The organism is Xenorhabdus bharatensis (assembly GCF_037996705.1).
GTDB classification, from domain to species: Bacteria; Pseudomonadota; Gammaproteobacteria; order Enterobacterales; family Enterobacteriaceae; genus Xenorhabdus; species Xenorhabdus bharatensis.
Genome location: NZ_JBBMXG010000005.1, coordinates 240,670 through 259,925, shown reverse-complemented (window position 1 = coordinate 259,925; position 19,256 = coordinate 240,670). Strand labels below are relative to the sequence as shown.

15 protein-coding genes are annotated in these 19,256 nt (G+C 39.5%); 1 reads left to right on the top strand and 14 read right to left on the bottom strand.

What is annotated here, in order from left to right; all coding sequences use genetic code 11:
• Positions 1-444: 444 nt before the first annotated feature.
• The 14 genes from AAC855_RS07265 to tssK form a co-directional block, all read right to left on the bottom strand.
• Positions 445-1,506, bottom strand: coding sequence for a DUF6708 domain-containing protein (locus AAC855_RS07265; protein WP_340608935.1), 1,062 nt, complete (start codon positions 1,504-1,506; stop codon positions 445-447).
• Positions 1,507-1,646: 140 nt separating this feature from the next.
• Positions 1,647-2,282, bottom strand: a complete 636-nt coding sequence (locus tag AAC855_RS07260; RefSeq protein WP_340608934.1) for a DUF6708 domain-containing protein — start codon at positions 2,280-2,282, stop codon at positions 1,647-1,649.
• The gene (locus AAC855_RS07255; protein ID WP_340608933.1) at positions 2,261-2,623 is read right to left on the bottom strand and encodes a hypothetical protein; all 363 of its coding nucleotides are present in this window, start codon (positions 2,621-2,623) and stop codon (positions 2,261-2,263) included. Before AAC855_RS07255 ends, AAC855_RS07260 begins: the two co-directional genes overlap by 22 nt.
• Before the next feature lie 95 nt (positions 2,624-2,718).
• Positions 2,719-3,321 (bottom strand): DUF6708 domain-containing protein, encoded by a 603-nt coding sequence (locus tag AAC855_RS07250; RefSeq protein ID WP_340608932.1) that lies wholly within the window; start codon positions 3,319-3,321, stop codon positions 2,719-2,721.
• On the bottom strand, positions 3,269-3,460 hold the full coding sequence (locus AAC855_RS21600) for a DUF6708 domain-containing protein (RefSeq protein ID WP_422824361.1): 192 nt from the start codon (positions 3,458-3,460) through the stop codon (positions 3,269-3,271). Before AAC855_RS21600 ends, AAC855_RS07250 begins: the two co-directional genes overlap by 53 nt.
• On the bottom strand, positions 3,409-3,774 hold the full coding sequence (locus tag AAC855_RS07245) for a hypothetical protein (RefSeq protein WP_340608931.1): 366 nt from the start codon (positions 3,772-3,774) through the stop codon (positions 3,409-3,411). Before AAC855_RS07245 ends, AAC855_RS21600 begins: the two co-directional genes overlap by 52 nt.
• A 175-nt stretch (positions 3,775-3,949) precedes the next feature.
• A complete protein-coding gene (locus AAC855_RS07240) occupies positions 3,950-5,011 on the bottom strand; it encodes a DUF6708 domain-containing protein (RefSeq protein WP_340608930.1) in 1,062 nt (353 codons plus the stop codon).
• Between the two features lie 25 nt (positions 5,012-5,036).
• A complete protein-coding gene (locus tag AAC855_RS07235) occupies positions 5,037-7,718 on the bottom strand; it encodes a T6SS effector BTH_I2691 family protein (protein WP_340608929.1) in 2,682 nt (893 codons plus the stop codon).
• Positions 7,719-7,774: 56 nt separating this feature from the next.
• Positions 7,775-8,635 carry a DUF4123 domain-containing protein gene (locus tag AAC855_RS07230; RefSeq protein ID WP_340608928.1) on the bottom strand — a complete coding sequence of 287 codons (861 nt, stop codon included), beginning with the start codon at positions 8,633-8,635 and terminating at the stop codon, positions 7,775-7,777.
• An 11-nt stretch (positions 8,636-8,646) separates the two neighbouring features.
• On the bottom strand, positions 8,647-11,055 hold the full coding sequence (locus tag AAC855_RS07225) for a type VI secretion system Vgr family protein (protein WP_340608927.1): 2,409 nt from the start codon (positions 11,053-11,055) through the stop codon (positions 8,647-8,649).
• A complete protein-coding gene (gene tssH, locus AAC855_RS07220) occupies positions 11,052-13,727 on the bottom strand; it encodes a type VI secretion system ATPase TssH (protein ID WP_340608926.1) in 2,676 nt (891 codons plus the stop codon). The genes AAC855_RS07225 and tssH overlap by 4 nt, the downstream gene beginning before the upstream one ends.
• Positions 13,728-13,985: 258 nt before the next feature.
• Positions 13,986-15,719, bottom strand: coding sequence for an OmpA family protein (locus AAC855_RS07215; RefSeq protein WP_340608925.1), 1,734 nt, complete (start codon positions 15,717-15,719; stop codon positions 13,986-13,988).
• Between the two features lie 7 nt (positions 15,720-15,726).
• Entirely contained in the window at positions 15,727-16,404 is a 678-nt protein-coding gene (gene tssL, locus AAC855_RS07210; protein ID WP_340608924.1) for a type VI secretion system protein TssL, short form, read from the bottom strand.
• Positions 16,401-17,738, bottom strand: a complete 1,338-nt coding sequence (tssK, locus tag AAC855_RS07205) for a type VI secretion system baseplate subunit TssK (RefSeq protein ID WP_340608923.1) — start codon at positions 17,736-17,738, stop codon at positions 16,401-16,403. Before tssK ends, tssL begins: the two co-directional genes overlap by 4 nt.
• A gap of 553 nt (positions 17,739-18,291) precedes the next feature.
• On the opposite strand from tssK, the gene AAC855_RS07200 reads away from it, so the two are divergent.
• On the top strand, positions 18,292-19,194 hold the full coding sequence (locus AAC855_RS07200; protein WP_340608922.1) for a hypothetical protein: 903 nt from the start codon (positions 18,292-18,294) through the stop codon (positions 19,192-19,194).
• Positions 19,195-19,256: the final 62 nt, after the last annotated feature.

Below are 19,256 nucleotides of genomic sequence, written 5' to 3'. Positions count from 1 at the left end.
GTGTGGCTGCCATATCTGTAATCCATATTGCACCTCTCGTGCAACACAGTATCGCAGCTAAAGCTGACCGACTAAAGTCGGTGGTTTTAACCTTTCATATGGAAAAATAAAATATAAGTACCAATCTATGTCTTACCATTGAAATCATCAGGAAGAGAATGTATGACATAAATAATATTGAAACAATAGTGTTCGACATTATATAATTCCCTTTAGAAAAGGCCTTCACCATTTTTTATTTTCATAGATAAAGATAAAAAATCATCAATAGTAAAATAACATACTTTTATAATTTACCATCTTAATACTTTCCTTTTATTATTTTTTTTAATACATATGTAATTCCATCAAAACTTATATCTTTTTTCTAGTAAAAAACATCTCATATAAAATTGGATATGCATTAAATAATTAAATAACTATCAAATGCATACCTATATACAACTATGTATTCTGTATTTTATGTCGCTTAGCCACTCGTCTTTTTATACGTTTTACCGCTATCATTTGCTGCTTATAATATTTTACATGATCCTTCATTTTCAAATTAGCCAAAAAATATCGCCATACATATGGAATATTATTTTTATAGCTCACATTAACTGGGTCATCAACTGCAATCTCACATTTTTCCTCAACCTCTTCTGGCCACTGAGGTATCTTACTGGTTTGCATTGCAATATACCGAGAGAATGATTCCAACAGATAGTATGGAACAAGTAGCAATTTATAGAACCAATCCCATTTAGTGTCAACGCGAAGAATGTACTGAAGGCCATAAATGTAGCTTTCTTTTTTTTCAGAAATTGGATGACATAAAAATATAGTTTTAGGAAGTTCATCCAGTACATCTTCTTCCATATAGCAGCGAATAAATTCCCAATAACCCGGAATATTAACTTTGCTATCGTAAATTCCCAAACTAAATGTCTGCAATACAGTTTCTTTATCATCAGCCAGAATATGGCCATCAATTCCCCATCCCAGCCCTATTCCCTTTCCTTGATAAAGTGTAAAAAAAATATTACTCCAAGGGGCTACTAACACAGTCCCATTCACTTGATAAACATATACCATCTGTGTTTTTCGATTAAATCGAATAGGATAATGGGTTTTTCTGAACCACTCTTTTAAAAAAACGCTCGAAGTGGCACATACAGTAAAAAATAAAAAAATAATACAAAACACTATAAGATAAGAATCACCAGATTCTAACGGTTCATCACGTAGAACATGCCTTAAAAAGGAAGTAATGGAAAAACAAATTAGGCCTATAAGAAAAACAATGGTCATCAAAAATGATATAAGGCTAGGGAAACCTTTAAATGTATAATATCTGTCCACAGTTTCCAGATACGTTGAATTCATTTTAATCACTGTATCATCATTAGTAACCAATGGGTTGTCAGGATGTGGCTGGCCTTGACAAAGCCTATCTCTTTTTTCTTGTTCAGTCAGCTTGCGATTAAGTAAATAAGGGGTAAATAACCCCTTGTAAATTGACATAATGTAAATCCTAATTTTCCATAAGCATCAAAGTAGATATTTTTTAAACTATTTTTCCTGAGTTTCAGCGCGTTTAGAAACTATCTTATCTATACGTCTTGCCGCTCTTTTCTTCTTTCTATACAGCTTAATATAGCTATCTAGCTTTTGGTTAGCGAATGTAACCGCCATAAATCTGGGATATTATTTTTATAACTAACATCAACATCAACATCAACATCAACATTATCATTGGGGGAAATCAGACAAGCCTTCTCAACTTCTTTTGTCCATTGAGGGATTTTGCTTGTTCGCATAGCAATATAGCGAGATACTGACTCCAATAGGATCATCGGTAATACAATAAAGCGGATCCAATCGAATCTTGAACACAAGCGAAAACTATACAGTAGTCCAAATTTGTAGCCTTCTTTTCGATCTGCTATCGGAGGACACATAATAATAGTTTCAGCTAATTCTTTTACAACATCTTCCTCCATATAACAGCGGATAAATTCCCAGTAACCTGACAGTTCACGTCTGCTACCGTAATAACCTAAGCTAAATGTTTGTAATACAGTTTTCTTATCCTCTGCCAATATATGCCCATCAATACCCCACTCTGGAAACACCCCCTTTCCTTTAGCATAAGTAAAAAACACTTTATTCCAAGAGATAGATAATACATTACCGCTAACTTGGTAGACATATATCATCTTATTTTTTCTATTAAAACGAATAGGATAGTACGTCTTTTTGAACCATTCTTTTAGTGTTAATTTAAGACAAAAATACAAAATAGGAAAAAAATAGCAAGAGGAAAAACCATATCAAATGTTGATGGCAATTCTTTTCCCCAATAAAAATAACGTTCAAAAACGACTAAATTTCCATATATAAGTCCTCCAAATAAAGATGCGAATATAATAGAGGTAACTAAGCTTGCATTGCCTTTATCAGCATAATACCTATCAACTGTTTCCAGATAGGTTGAATTCATTTTAATGACAGTATCTCCATCTCTGATAAATTTACTCTCACAATGTGCTTTACCTTGATGCAACTGATCTATTTTTTCTTGTTGAGTTAACGGCCGGTTAACTGAATAAGAAGTATATAATCCTGTTAAATGTGACATGATGATTTTACTAAAAAACTCATGGACACTATTATATACAAATTAGACATGTATTCAATACAGAAAACCGATTAAATACATGCTAAAACATATGATTAATAATTTTCTTTATAACGTATTGCTAATTTCTTTCTTATACGCTCTACAGCATCCATTTTTTGTTTATAATCTTCCTCAGTCATACATGCAAAGGTATATCTCCATAAGTTAGAATTGCGAGTTTTATAACTTACATCAATCGGATCATCAGGGCTAATTTCACACAAATTTTCAATTTCCTCTGGCCATTGTGGAATTTTACTGGTTAGCATAGAAATATAACGGGAAAAATTCTCCATTAACGTGAATGGGAGCCCCAATAATCTAATATATTCTATCTTAGATGAATAGCGAAATTGATATTGAAGACCAAATATATAACCTTCCTTTCTATTCGCAACCGGAGGGCACATATAAATAGTTTTAGCAAGATCTTCCAATACATCTTCTTCCATATAACAGCGGATAAACTCCCAATAACCTGAAAGATCTTCCCAATGACTATAATAAGGTAAGCTGAATGTTTTTAATACCGTGATATTATCTTCCGCCAGAATATGGCCATCAATTCCCCAGCCTCTCATATCACTTGTTTTACTGACACCATCATAACATGTAAAAAAAAATCTTGCTCCATGGTGCGGATAAAATAGTGCCATCAACCTGATAAACATGAACCATTTTTGTTTTTCGATTAAATCGAATAGGGTAATGGGTTTTTCTGAACCATTCTTTTAGGGTAATACTTAAACAAAACCATATACCAAAGATAAATATAATCGAAAATATCCCCCCCATAAAATATCATTTAAATTCCAATGATATGTATCAGATAAGATAGAGCGATTAAAAGCGATAGCACAAATTAAAATAAACCCACCAATTAGAACCATAGCAGGAACCCCCATCATTAAGCTAGGGAATCCTTTAGGTCCATAGTATCTGTCAACAATTTCCATATACGTTGAATTCATTTTAATCACCGTATTATTATCATTAACAAGAGGAAATTCAGGGTGAGGACTCCATTGATGAAGTTGGCAGGCCATTTCTTGTTCAGTTAACGACCGATTAATGGCGTAGGGGGTAAATAACCCTTTATATACTGACATTCTAATTCAATCCATTTATAATTTTTTTATTTAATTACGGATATATATTTTAGGTTCAAAAAATACATATGTAATTCTATCAAAAATTATATCTTTTTCCAGTAAAAAATATCTCATATAAAATTGGATATGCATTAAATAATTAATATATTATCAAATGCATACCTATATACAACTATGTATTCTTTATTCTATGTCGCTTAGTCACTCGTCTTTTTATACGCTTTGCCGCTATCATTTGCTGCTTATAATATTTTAAATGATCCTTCATTTTCAAATTAGCCAAAAAATATCGCCATACATATGGAATATTATTTTTATAACTCACATTAACTGGATCATCAACTGCAACCTCACATTTTTCCTCAATCTCTTCTGGCCACTGAGGTATCTTACTGGTTTGCATTGCAATATACCGAGAGAATGATTCCAACAGATAGTATGGAACAAGTAGCAATTTATAGAACCAATCCCATTTAGTGTCAACGCGAAGAATGTACTGAAGGCCATAAATGTAGCTTTCTTTTTTTTCAGAAATTGGATGACATAAAAATATAGTTTTAGGAAGTTCATCCAGTACATCTTCTTCCATATAGCAGCGAATAAATTCCCAATAACCCGGAATGTTAACTTTGCTATCGTAAATTCCTAAACTGAATGTCTGCAATACAGTTTCGTTATCATCTGCAAGAATATGACCATCAATTCCCCATCCCTGCCCTATTCCCTTTCCTTGATAAAGTGTAAAAAAAATATTATTCCAATGGGCTACTAACACAGTCCCATTCACTTGATAAACATATACCATCTGTGTTTTTCGATTAAATCGAATAGGATAATGGGTTTTTCTGAACCACTCCTTTAAAACAACAGTTGAAAACGCGCATACGGCAAAAATTAATAAGGCAACAAATGGAATTATAAAATAAATATCGTCAGATTCTAATAATTCATCACCTAAAACATGTCTTAAAACATAAGTAATACAAAAAGCAATTAGGAACACAAAAAAAATCACTGTCATCATAAAAGACATAAGGCTAGGAAAACCTTTGAATGTATAATATCTATCAACAGTTTCCAGATACGTTGAGTTCATCTTAATCACTGTATCATCATTAGTAACCAATGGGTTGTCAGGATGTGGCTGGCCTTGACAAAGCCTATCTCTTTTTTCTTGTTCAGTCAGCTTGCGATTAAGTAAATAAGGGGTAAATAACCCCTTGTAAATTGACATAATGTAGCTCCTAACTTTCCATTATTTAGCTTAAATCCAAAAAGGCTTCTTTTTCTTGTGCCTCTGTTGACCACATATGAGGAATACTTCTCGTTTCTTTAGGAATCTTTCTCCACATGCATGATAATAACCATTTTTCTATATCATCTTGTCCCTTCAATGCAATATAAATTGCAGAAGCAACAAGTATTGCAGTCAAAACAACTATAGCGATAGGACCACCTAATGTTAACCATCCAACAGCATATAACACAAGTAAACCACTAGAGACTCCTGAAGCACCATATGCTATTACTAATTTATAATCCTTTTTCTCTTTCTCACCCCAATACTCATCAGCAGCATGATAAATATCCCAAGTCGCACTCACGAAACCAGCCCAAGCAAAAAATCTTGCGCCACGTTGCAAATGAATTGACCATTTTTCTAATTTTACCTTATTATCTAACCCTAACCTAGCCGCAAACCTGCCATTTGAATTCTTAGCTAAATAGCGATCTGTCCAATCTGCTAATGTTCCTATAGCTCCCAAAACATTACCACCAAATTTAGTTAAATTTTCGACATTTTTTGTTGCTGCTTCCCACGATGCCAATATAGCATAACTTTGAAAAATAAGTGATGATGCACTCCCAAAATATTGTTTATCTTTTAATTTACCTAAAACCGGTTCACTTTTTGTGTAATTCTGAAATCTCTTAGCCTTGTCACTGTACTTCGCTTTAGTGGTATCTATTTTTGGTTTATAATGTCCATCCAATATATCTTTTCTAAATTCTTCATATGATCTAAATACCCTGTTTAATTTTTTCATTCTTTCTAATTCTGGCATTAATCTTAGTTTATCCGCTTCCTCTCTATCTATCATTAAATAGTAATAAACCTTCCCATTTTGGTTTATCTGTGCATTATTTAACTCTAATCCTCCCATTTGTCTATATAATCTTTCATATAAACGGTCACGCCCAATCCTATTATCCATATCAAAAAGTATTGCACACTCTTTTGCTACTGCTTTAATAAAATTCTTATATTGCCCTGTGCAAGAAACCTCCACAACTGCCTTTCCTCTATTAATTGAAACACCAATCATTAATGGCATTGGGTATTTATTCACTCCTATTTTTGCTGCTTTAAATATAACTCCAAATATATTTCTTATATAAACATCCACTTTATCCACCAACTCTAAATATTGGCTTATACTATCAGTAATAGAATCAAATATTTTATTCCACGGTAAGCCACCATAATTTACACCATAATTTAATGACACATTTATACTTTCAATTAATGAGTCATCATTTTTAAATATTGCACGAAGAAAAAAGTTATCTTTTGAGACCTTTTCTTGCTTTAGTTTATCAACAAGATAGTCCATAACTTCATTCTTCTCTGTCATACCCTCTATACAATCATTTACTGCTTGCACGTATAGCAAAGAACAAACAGCATTATTTGAATCGTAATTATATAAAAACCTTTTTCTTAATACTTCACTATCCAACCAATTTAAATACATAGTAAGCATAGGAGAAAGAACCGACTCAAAATATGAAGAAAGCTTCTTTTTATATTCCATTAAAAATGCATCTTCCTTTTCTCTGTCTATATATTTTTCATATTTTTCATTCCAATAACTCTCTACTCTTTCATCCAAAGATTTTATGTTATCCTTTCTTTTTTTCTTTTTAGATTCCCAAGAGTCATATCCTTCTATTTTAACTCCACCTGCTCTAGATCCTGCAGCCCAAATAATTGCATCTTCATCTTGAATATCTTGTTCTTCACATACCACTCTATACTGAGAACATACAGATTGTTTTAATGATGATAGCATTGAGGATAATGCTAATCCTCTAGAATATTTAGGGTTACTATGAAATGTATGTTTAGCTCTATAATTATAAAGATTTGTGATACTTACTAATATAGCCACGGGGTCAGATAAAAATAAAACTGCCCCTTTTTCAGGATAAAGCTGATTAGCCTCATTAATTACATTATCAGCTTCTTTTTTAACTTTACTTTGAAATTTTTCCCATATTAATTTTTGAATAGGTACAGTAAAAGGCATTAATGCTATATGAGACACATCTGTTATCGTTGATACCAATCCTTTTACAATTTTTTTCGAACCTGTACTATATTCAGCAACTGTATTCTGTAAATTATTTAAAGATTCAACATTTTCATGTTTACTACTACTTAACCATAAATCAACATCAAACGGCTGCATATTTTTGATTCGCTGATCTTGATCTTCATGTCTTTTTTTCATTTTCTCTGACCAAGGAGCATCTGACCATGCAAACCAAACTACACCATTCTCTTGCCCTTCAGGCATAATATATAACGTAATAAAAGACGCTCTAGCCACTTTACTTTCATCATCCATGCATACTGTTTTTTTCTCGGAACTTAAACATTGCGGAGCCCCACCAGCTCCTGGATGTAAATAATAATGACCTTTAGAAGTAACCGTGTAGATCTCCCATAAATTAAATTTTTCATAATAAACATATAAAAAACCTTCCCGTAAAATACGAGCTGTATAAGCGGTTTCACCTTGAGGTTCAACAGGCATTTTGACATTACTAGTCAATATAGGGAATGTATCTGTTTTATCCATAATAGCAGGCCTGGATAAAAATACTGGCAACCCTTTACTACGCTGACAAAAACCACAACCAATTTCCGTATTCATAATTAACATTCCTTTTTATTTTAAAAAATAATTTTCATTTCAGTAAAAATTAACTTTTATGATAATATATTCAATTGCAATAAGTTTTCTTTTACTTCTTTCAACTTAGGATCATTAACATTCAACATTACTCTGGAAAAATATTCTTCATACTCAGCGCTATCTATCAATAATGCTTTAAAATATTTATGTTCATAAAACGACAAACTCACCGTTACACCATAAAGTACAAATGCAACCAAGTCATTCCTATGAGTTAATTTAAATCTCTCAGTCGCCACCTGAAATAATCCTTCAATCTCCACGCTGATTCTTTTGCGTTCTTTAACATCAGAAATTGGTAGCATTTTTACCAGAACCTGATTAATCATACCAATTCTATGAATTCGACTAATCTGAATATGCGCAGGTAAAATTTGATAAGGTTCTTCCTGCGAAAATGAAAGTGTGTGCCATTTACCGGCTAAATAAAATGTCCAATGCTTAATAGCATCAACTGATAATTGATGACGAAAAGTATTGATATCCCATATCCATGATAAATTAAATAAAACTCTGGGATCGTAATAGCGCAATATAAATCCTTTTCTAGATTTATCCTGAATATATAACCCATGCACCAGCCGTTTTTTCATTTCTTCTGGTGGTAATTCACTGTCAAAAAATAAGGAAACCATCGGTTGTCTCTGTTCTTCTATCGATTTATTGATAGCAGAAAATAGATTTACCCATTGCGTTGATGACAATTCATGCATAGAAATTAGCCATGGATATAATTCTGCCTGCGGAGCTAATAATGGAGAGACAACTTCGATAACCGGCAATTCATCATCAAGTTCAGGAAATAATGCCCTGTCAATTAGGGCATATCTGTGATTTTCCAGAGGAAGGGATTCTGGTAGATAAGTTGCGTACATAACGTAATACCTTAGCTTAAGGGAACAGTTGCATCACCACGGCCTGCTGCTTCTGAGGACAGGGTTTCACAGGCGGTAAAGTTAGGATGTGGCACACTGATTGTTGCTGGCCCTGCGTAGTCGAAGTTTGCACTCTGTACTTTGAAATCGCCTTCTGTGCCACTTTCTATCTTGGTCGGATCAATCGTGATATAAGAGCCACCGCACTCAAATGTGATTTTCTTTTTGGCTGAGATAACGATTTCATCATCGGTGCTCGTAATACTGATATTTTTTTTGGCTGTGATTTCCAGCGCATCAGTCTGAGCCTGAATCTGAAGTTTTCCTGCCACTGCGACTAATTTCATACCTAATTCATGGGCCAGAATAGAAACCGCTTTTTTTGCCGCTATTGCAATACGTTTCAGGGCAGAAATTTCGGTATTTCTGCCCGATGTCATCACAATGTTGTTGTTAGCACTGTGTTGAATGTGGTTAGGTGTTGATAATGCAATTCCCCCCGGCGCACTTGCGGCAATCACAGGCTCATTGATGCCATCAACATAACCTTCCAAAAAACGTTCCTGATTGCTGGTATCTAATGGCTCAATTTGCGCTGTTCGCATAATATTTGACAATGACTCAGCCATATCGAGAGCATCAGCTAACTGCTGTTTTATCTGGGTTAGATCCAGCTGTTCACCAAATGCGTGCTCCTGTTCGTCTGCACTAATAAACAACCCTCTCCCCGCCCGAATTGCGCCCCAGCTATCGGTACGTAGTTCGAAGCCTTCACCGCGTTTCTTCTCATTTGAGTCAACAAGATGCCCCAGATTAAGCTGGCTTTTACCGCCATACTCCGTACTCAGTTTGATATGCTCTTGCCCACGGCGGTCTTCCATTCGCAGTTTATTATTGGTCGGGGTACGAATGACGTTGCGTGTACGGTTACGGGCGGTAATGTGATCCGGGTGGTAGGAGTCATGTAATGCATGAGCAATGTAAGGCCGATCAGGATCGCCTTCGTGGAAGGCTATTGCTACTTCCGTACCCTGAATCAACGGGAAGTGAAAACCGTATGTATCACCACCATAAGGTTTAGCCAGCCGTACTGGCATGCTTTCATAACCTTTCTTTTTCTCATCATTATCTGCATCGAATTTAACCCAGTACAATCCATCCAGATTCTGGTGAGCATAGGGATCATTGGCTATAGGGCTGGTTACGCGAGCTGTCAATGTGCCACTGATAACAGGACGTGGTTTTAATGACGGACGCCAGCACAGGCCCTCGGTGTACGGTACTGCTGTTATTTTGACTAATAGCGCTTCTGCCCGGCTACCTGTGAAACGTAGTTGAGTCATTAAGATTTTGGATTGGAACGCTGCCGGCAAGGTAGATGGAAAGGTTCTGTCTTCAATTTCCAGAACTTGTCCCGCCATCAAAGTCGCATCAGTACTCTGCCCGTACAGCAGCGTCTGACGTGCCAGAAAACGCTCGTGGTCAAGCTGTGCCCAAAAATTAGCAGTTTCTGGTTCAGGTGAAAGTCTATCCCCTGTCGTCAGATGGCGCAGTTTATAGTAACTGACATCACCATAAGTGATTTCTTCACCGTCACCACGGGTCATATCAGCCTGTGCCGAGTTCAGAATATGCTGTGCGGTACGAAAGTTATAATCTTTGGTCTGAACAGAATGTTCAACTACCTGATGACGCTGGGTCAGCCCCCAAATGGAAGCCTCACCGTTATCATTCATTCCTGACGGGCTGTTCAGCGGTAGTGTTTTACCGTATTCATAACACCGCTGTTTATCACCAAAATGCATAACTTCTGTTTGTGTATCCGGTTGTAAACGGAAGGTGTAGAAAATTCCCAGCTCCGATAGCAAACGTTCGATAAACTCCCGATCACTTTCATTGACCTGATTAATTTGCTCCCGTTTCGGATAGGTGTTTTTCAGGTTAAATTCAAACTCCCATCCCTTGAAATTGTGTTCCCGTAAAATTTCTTCGACGATTTCCGGTACGGATTTATTCAAGAAGAAACGGTAAGAACGTTTTTGATTGCGTAACAGAGCAAATTTCGGCTCCAGAATAATCTGGTACTGGGCTTCATCACGGGAGCCTCCCAACCGTTTGAAGTCCGTTACAACACCATGCACTACACGCTGTGTCTGTGGTGGCGTGTTGATACCAAAAACAGTTTCGCCCAGTGTTCGCAGGGTGAATGTAGCACTGCGACGCAACATCTGTTGTGGCTGAATATCCTGCTCTGAGCTGGTGAAGGCTATACGGTAGCGATAGGTATCACTCATGGCTTCACGCCCGGTAAAATCCTCCACATCTAGTACAGCATCACAGCCCTGAATCCCCAGAGTGTAACGGTTCAGGGTATTTGCCAACACTGTTCCTGCTTTTTTAGCGGTATCTAATAAATTCATGACCTATCCTCCCCTGATAAGATCTCTTTATCAAATGTTAGCGTGATACCTTCTTCGTCATAACCCAGTGTTAGCGTATTAGCTGCCTGTTGAGTAGCCTGACGCATCAGCAGTTGTTGGCTCAGTACCGGTAGGATTTGCTGGTTCAGCAGGCTATCGATATTACGTGCACCTGTATCTGGTAGCAGGCAGGCTTCCACCAACGTGTTATACAGAGATTCTTCTACTACACAGTCCAATCGGTAATGCAGTTTCAGACGTTTTGCCACCTGTGCCAGTTTCATCTCCACGATGGTGCGCAGCGCTTGTGCTCCCAGCGGACGGTAAATGACTGTTTGAAAACGCGCTAATAATGCTGGCTGGAAGTGATCTCGTAATATCGGCCGCAACAATTCATGCAATGTACTATCCGTTGACTCCGGCTGTTCGTCCAGCAACTGCATCAGATGATCACTGCCCAGATTAGAAGTCATAACGATAACGGTGTTGCGGAAATCGATTTCCCGCCCCTCGCCATCACGCATAAAGCCCCGGTCAAACACTTGGTAGAACAGGTTCATCACGTCACGATGTGCTTTTTCTACTTCATCCAACAACACTACGCTGTAAGGCCGCTTGCGCACCGCCTCGGTCAGAATTCCTCCCTGACCATAACCCACATAGCCCGGTGGTGATCCTTTGAGCTGACTGACCGTATGTGGTTCCTGATATTCCGATAGGTTGATTGTTATCAGTGATTTTTCGCCACCGAACAGGCTGTCTGCCAGTGCCAGTGCTGTCTCAGTTTTGCCAATTCCACTCGGCCCCACCAGCAAAAATACACCCAACGGCCCGTTTTCCGATGCCAGCCCAGTTTTCGCAGCCCGCAAGCGTTGTGCCATACTTTCCAAAGCAGCAGATTGACCAACAACCCGTTTTTCCAGATGCCGTTCCAGTGACAATAGATCGACCTGTTCATCTTTCATCAGGCTGGATAATGGAACGCCAGTCCAGTCAGCGATAACCGTAGCAACCGTGCGCACATCTACATCCAGCCCCAGTAACGGTGCTCCATTCTGAATTTCTGCCAGTTGTTGTTGCAGTTGAGCGTTTTCTCCGGCGTTACTCCCTGCCTGACGATAAGCCAGTAACTGTTCAGTCAGCACTTTTTCTTGCTGATATTGTGCTTCAGTCAATTGAAGCTGGTTTTCCAGTGTTTCTCGCTGTTGGGTGATATCAATCAGGCGACTAACTTCCACTGCATTACCGACAGAATGATCTTCCTGCAAGGCTTCCGCTTCTAAATCCAGTGCTGCCAGCGATGAGCGTAACCGTACCAGCTCATCTGGCTGGGTATCGAGGCTCATTCTGACCCTCGCACTCGCCGTATCCAGCAGATCAACCGCTTTATCCGGTAACTGGCGACCAGTCAGGTAACGGCGGGATAAAGTCACTGCGGCTTTCACTGCATCATCGGTAATATGCACTCCATGATATTTGGCATAACGGGGTTTCAGGCCTCGCAGCATCAGGCTGGCTTTTTCATCATCCGGTTCATCTACTTTGACAATCTGAAATCGACGTTCCAGTGCAGCGTCCCGCTCAAAGTACTGTTTATATTCTGACCATGTGGTTGCTGCGATAGTACGTAGTTCACCACGAGCTAAAGCTGGTTTCAGCAGGTTGGCAGCATCCGCCCCACCAGCCTGATTACCTGCACCGATAATGGTATGAGCTTCATCGATAAACAACAGAATTGGCGTCGGGGATTGTTGAACAGCATCAATGATATTTTTCAGCCGTTGTTCAAATTCCCCTTTTACTCCCGCTCCTGCCTGTAATAATCCTAAATCCAGAGTACGCAGACTGACAGTTTTCAGGCTTTCAGGAACATTACCCTCGGTAATGCGCAAGGCTAACCCTTCCACCAGCGCTGTTTTACCGACTCCCGGCTCTCCCACCAGTATCGGGTTATTTTTACGACGGCGGGATAGAATGTCGATCATCTGGCGGATTTCATCATCACGACCAAAAACGGGGTCAATATTGCCGGCTTTAGCTTTCGCTGTTACATCTAAGGTGAATTTATCCAGTACAGCCAGTAGTGCATCGGATAACGGTTTGTCGGTCAGCGGAGTGGTTCTCGCGGGAGAAGTGGATGGGGGATCCGGAGAGAATGTAGTGCTATCATGGCCTAGCATTGCTTGTTGCTGTACTTCCGGGCGCTCTTCAGACTGGGCATCCAGCACTGGGCGCAGCCGTTGTAACTGAGAAGTTCCTACTGTCAGTAAAGGCCATGCACCTTCGCAACTCACTAATGAAGGCGTTTCCAGCAGGGCTGAAAGTAAATGGATGCTGCGGATATGCCCTTCTCCCTCTTCCAGTGAAGCAGATAACCAGGCATTTTTTATCAAAGTTAATAACGGAGAAGAAAGTTGCGGACGGCTGTGAACGGTTCGGGGATAAGCATCAATATGATCTAACAGAGACTGCCACAAAGCCCCCATATCCCACTCATAACGGCGAGCCAGCACTGTGATATCACTTTCACCCCGCTCCAGAATTTTGAGCAACCAGTGCTCGACGGTGATTTCAGCATGTGCCCGTGTCTGGCACAGGGAGGCTGCGGCTTCCAGTGCCTGTGCGCAGTATGGGTTTAACCGACGCAATAACATTGCAGATGAATTTTCCATAGTTCTTTTCTCCTTGGCTTACTTGTCACGCTTATTAGGCTTGTCGAATGAGCTTCCCGATATTCCGGCACGCTACCGCCATAGCCGTTAACCGAGGCCCATAGGGTGACTAAGATTGATTGTTGCTCCCTTTGCCAAACCTCCGCGTCTGAAATTTTGCAAAAACAGAGGGTTGGCAAAAATAGCCGCTAAAAAAACTGTGTGATGATAAAAGTAAAAAAGCAGGCGGTTTCCCGCCTGCTGAAGATGCCATAGAAATTATTTCTCCATACCTTTACGCGCTTCCGGTGAGGATAAGGTTATTACTACCTGACAGGTATTCTCCTGCGGCACGAGACTGATTTCGACACGGCGGTTCGCTGCACGGCCAGCTTCTGTTTCATTGGATGCAACGGGCTGCTCTGCTCCATGCCCCTGCACCGCAAAACATGCAGCCGGAATATCACTATTTTGTAGCATCCAGTCACGTACCGCTTCAGCACGTTTAAGGGAAAGTTGTTGATTAAATTTAGGATTGCCGGTGTTATCGGTATAACCCGAGATCACAATTTTCTGATCAGGTTTGCCCTTAATTTGCACAAGTGCATTTACCAATACTTTGGTGGCATCTGATTTCAACGTTGATTTACCCACACCAAATAAGGCTAAACTCTCCAAACTGACAATCTGAGCTTTAGGCATAACCGGTGGAGGTGTTGATTCGACAGGCTCTGGCGGTGTGGGTGGTGCCCAGCTAGCAATCGCAGCTTGTACAATCAGGAATACTTTCTGCCCCTGATACAAGCCAAGCGAATGAGAAAGAGGCTCTCCTCTGCGATGCCAGTCAGATAATAAAACTGCATCATCTTTCAGTTGATTCCAGGATTGCGTTTTCGGCTCAGAGGGTTCTTCTACTAAACGTTCAAATAACACCAGATCTCCCTGTATCTGCGTCAATAGATTCCGGTTATTACCATAACTTGCGAATAAAGCCAGCAGTAAGAAAACACCACTCATTGCTCCCGCAACACCGGTATAAATTTCCATATTTGTCAGGCGACTATTTCGGGGTAATTGCGTCAGAAGTACATCCGGAAAGGGCAACTGAGTCGCAATATCTGCAACCATAGGCACTGTTAAGGTCGTTGTATTTTTTAATTGTTGTAACCAAAGATTGTTAGCTACCCCTTGTAATGGCGAAAAATTCAGCGCCATTGCGCAAGGTGCTAAAACGGGTGTCCCCATTTGAGGTAAGGCCAATAGAGGTAAGAAGTGTGTATTCAGCCATTGTACAAACTGATCCAGCCAAACCATTTGAGAACAATGTGTCAGATATTCACCCTGCTTAGGAACCGACCAGACTGACAAGGACTGAATTGTTTGGCTCGCACTTCTTACCTGAACCCCTGCCGTAGTGTCATGTAAGGTAAACCATGTTGCTTCTGCCTGAGATGACACTGCATCTGATGTGACTAACGGGTTAAGATAACCACATAACCAAAATGGCGGCAGATGACCCATCCACTCCTTGCTTTCACCCAGTGCTCGCCGCCATTCCAATACGGATTGCTGTAATTTATCCTGATTATTTAACTGCTCAGGAAGAACACAAAACATAACGGAAAGATTGGCTAAAAGCGCAGGAGAGTTTTCTGCAATATGTTGCACTGCATGAATAAATGATTTTGGCTCTGGCGTCGCAAGATACCATCCCTGTAATGCTTCTCGATGGGTAGAGTCCTGACTGAACAGTCCCTGAGAATAGCCACATACTAGCACCAGTGAACCGCGAAAATCCTCAGCAGGTAAAGAAAGTTGATTAAAATCGCTACTCTGTTCCCGATATTGTTTCGCCTGATGACGCCAACGGAAGATTAAACAGCCCGCTACCGCTAATGCCATTAACGATAAAAGCAGACGTATACCGGTTCCTAATGACCAAAAACCCCATATGAGCCAGAAAATCAGTAAGACAGCCAACAGACACAGCCCTTGTTTGAACAAGATTCGCATCGAGGGATTATCCTTGGTTAAGCAATTGATGAGCGAGTTGCTGTAATGATGCTGAAAGTCCCCACCATAATGCCCCTAACGCAATCATGCCTGTGAGCCAACCCATCCAATACATCCGACGACGGCTGAAATAGCGGGCTGGCTGGACAACTAGCGGTTGAGAAGCAACGAGTGCATAAGGTGGGACTTGGCGCGTTAAGGCGGTCAAAACATCTTCCCTATGATCATTTTCCGGCGTTTGATATTTACCGCTGAATCCCAAGGTCACTACACGGTGAAAACAAATTAGAACAGCCGGATCCGGGGCTGGCTCATGTAATACCGTACGAATGCGATCCCACAGTTTGTCCCCTGCTTCCAGCGTATTGAAATATTTGGTCTGAAGCGGTGATTGCAGCCACTGTGTGTAACCTTCATCCTGCACACCACGATTCATTACACTTTCATCCAATAGTGCGCATTGTGCATACGACATATGCTCAACCGCTGATTTGGGAAAACCCGCCTGCTCCAGAGATTCGCGTGTTTTATCTATCTGTTCACAGGCTCGGCGATAAAGTGCCTTACCGTTTTCGATCGATACCCCATTACGCAGTTGGCATACCATAAGCCAAGTATCAGCAAACAAAGTATCGATAGTGACAGCTATGTCCTGATTTTTATCTGGTTGTATAAAGTTAGTCATGAGCGCAGCACAGCAAATAATTCAAGTTGAACATCACCCAAAGTTCCGGGTACGTAGAAAGCACAATGCCCCGAATCCAGCATGGATTTCGCGGAAATATTATTGAGTTCTAACGCGAAGTATTGATTTTCAAGCCGCATCGGGATCGCTGCCGGAACGTGAGAAAGTGCCTTGAGTGGTACTCCGTTCAGAGCCACATTAACCACATTTGCGACCTCATCCGGGCTACCCACCTTACATAACAATGGAAATTGAGTTTGTAACAGATGCGCTGACAGAGAAGAACGTACTGACAGATAAAAATCGGCCTCTTCACGCAGACGGCTATCATTGAGATCACCTTTCCAAAATTGACCATTTTTCGCCAATTCAATCGGAATAACCCGGGAAGGCAGACTCGCCTCTAACAGTTCATTTAACAAAGCAAACAAAGGTGGGAAAACAGTTCCGGGAGAAAGATGCTGATAGGCAGGAATACCTTCAGGTTGATGCTCGAGTGAAAAAGTCAACAAACTACCCGCCAGACGAACCAGTTCACGGTAAAGTAATTCCGGATGACGAGTCGGGCTTGCTAAGAGTTCAGCTAACACGGGTTCAGCACTATTCAGCGCATTAAGCAGCCAAAACAGTGAAACATCCGCCACTGCAAAATCAGCCATTCGTTCGTTACTTTCCCGACGAATACTCATCAGACGACGACGTTTTGCTTTCAGACGATGCATCAAGTCTGTTAGTGACTCTATGAGTCTTTGGCTGGCTGAACACGCTAACATGGGGGGAATAAAATGACGATCAAAAGTCCACTGCCCTTGAGAGTTACGAATAAGGCGAGCTACCGGACAGACCAGATAAGCCCCATTTTCTTCATGGGCATAACGCAAAGTGATGGCATAACGTTCAATCGCAATATCCGTCAATTCGTTACCAATTAAGTCTTGTACAGGTATCCATTCCTGCTTATAACGACGCGGCCGATCATGATGCCCATCCTGTGCCAGATTACCGCCATTGGCCTGCAATAAAGGTAAGGCGAGCACGATATCAACACTTTCTTTTCCTTCAATAGAAGAGAGATCAACCGCTGGAGGAAGATTATCAGCAATGGTGGTATCAATAACGGAACCATCAGGAAAACGAACGATCAATTTGATTGCATTCAAGCGAGAAATCGCCAATGCACCTTCATCAAATTCTGCTTCCAATACGCCCCAGGGGTTAGCGATAGCTAATTGTGCAACAGTATCCGTCAGATACGATTCCCAACGAGCCTGCTGCTGAAATTGCTGTGGAGCTAAAAAGGCACCATCACTCCATAATGGGCGGTAAATTTTCATATTTGTTCCCGCTTACAATCATTTGTATATGGAAAATGACTCATTTTCACTTGCAGAACTTATTACACTTAACACAATGTAAGATAGTTAATTAAGTGATATTACCAATGAGATATTTAAAAAGGACTGCTGTGGTGCTATATAACAATGCAACAATAAACAATCTATCCAAAATTAATAGAGAATGATTTTCCTCCCTTACGATATTCAGTTAATCATTATGATAAAGTTAAATTATTCTGCGACTCTGAATTCAGAATAAAAAACCCATCGTAACCACTAAAATTAAAGCATATTATTAGCATTTTTAATCAATAGAACTAATTATAAATATCATTGCATTCTTTCCTATTGATAAAATGTAAACCATTCCTCACACAAGACTATTTTTTTTGGGGGTTTTTCATGCAGCCTTCAAGATAGGTGCTAGTTTTAATTACATACACCACGAATTTCAAGTAATTGTGATGAGATAAAACGAATCTTAAATTAACTTAAATGGTGTGAGGATGTCTTTCATAAAATATTAACTCATTATTTTTGGAGAGAAATCATGGTTAACAGTAGACCTAATTCCCCAATTAATTCTCCTGATTCACCACCATCATCATCTTTCGTTCTTGTAGATGGACATGATTATCAAGTTGCATACGACAGGAATACTATGAGAATAATAGACTTTGATTTATTATATGATGTAATGGCAAGAGCTGGTATGCATAAGGATCGCAAAAGTGATCAAAATAAAATAATAACTTTATTAACCTACCACAATCAAATCATCGATCTTATTAAAACAGCTCCAACAACAAAAAATGGTTTTTATGAATTAACTAAATTAGCTAAATCCACAAGCGGACAACATAGCAACCTACTATATAATGTTGTCTTGGGGGTTTCGGCTGCTGGCTCGTATTTAAATAATAATGCTGAATCAATTGGAAAAGGGATGGTTGGCTTAGTGACAGATACAACAATAGGCCTTGCAAATATTGCCTTTGGAGCAAAAGTTGGTCTGATAACTACTGTAATGAACCATATTAGTTCTACTTTTGTTTCACAACCTTCTACTGTTAATAGGGTACTAGGGGTGGTTGGTGATAACGCTAAAAATGGAGTTGGGAGAGCTGCTGTTGCAATAGCAGAGGATGTAACTGCTGCTAGTTTTAGATCACTGGGGGAATACATAACAAATCTTCGTCATTCTTATAATAAATATAATATTACTCTAACATCTAATGACTTTAAAGCTATAGAAGAGCTTTTTGTAATACTAAAACCCAGTAAAGATGAATTGTATAAAGCTGTTTTTCATGTTAAGAAACAGCCACTAACTGATACTCCTTTTGTATTTTTCCCTACAGTGGAAGGTGACGCTTTAGACGAAATCAAAAAGGTGTATTTTAATGACAACTGGGAGTTAGTGGCAGAACAACTTCCTCATCAACCTATTTAAATAATTCATAAATCCCTAAATGGATATTTTATTGTATTCATAAGATATTATCCAAAAATTCG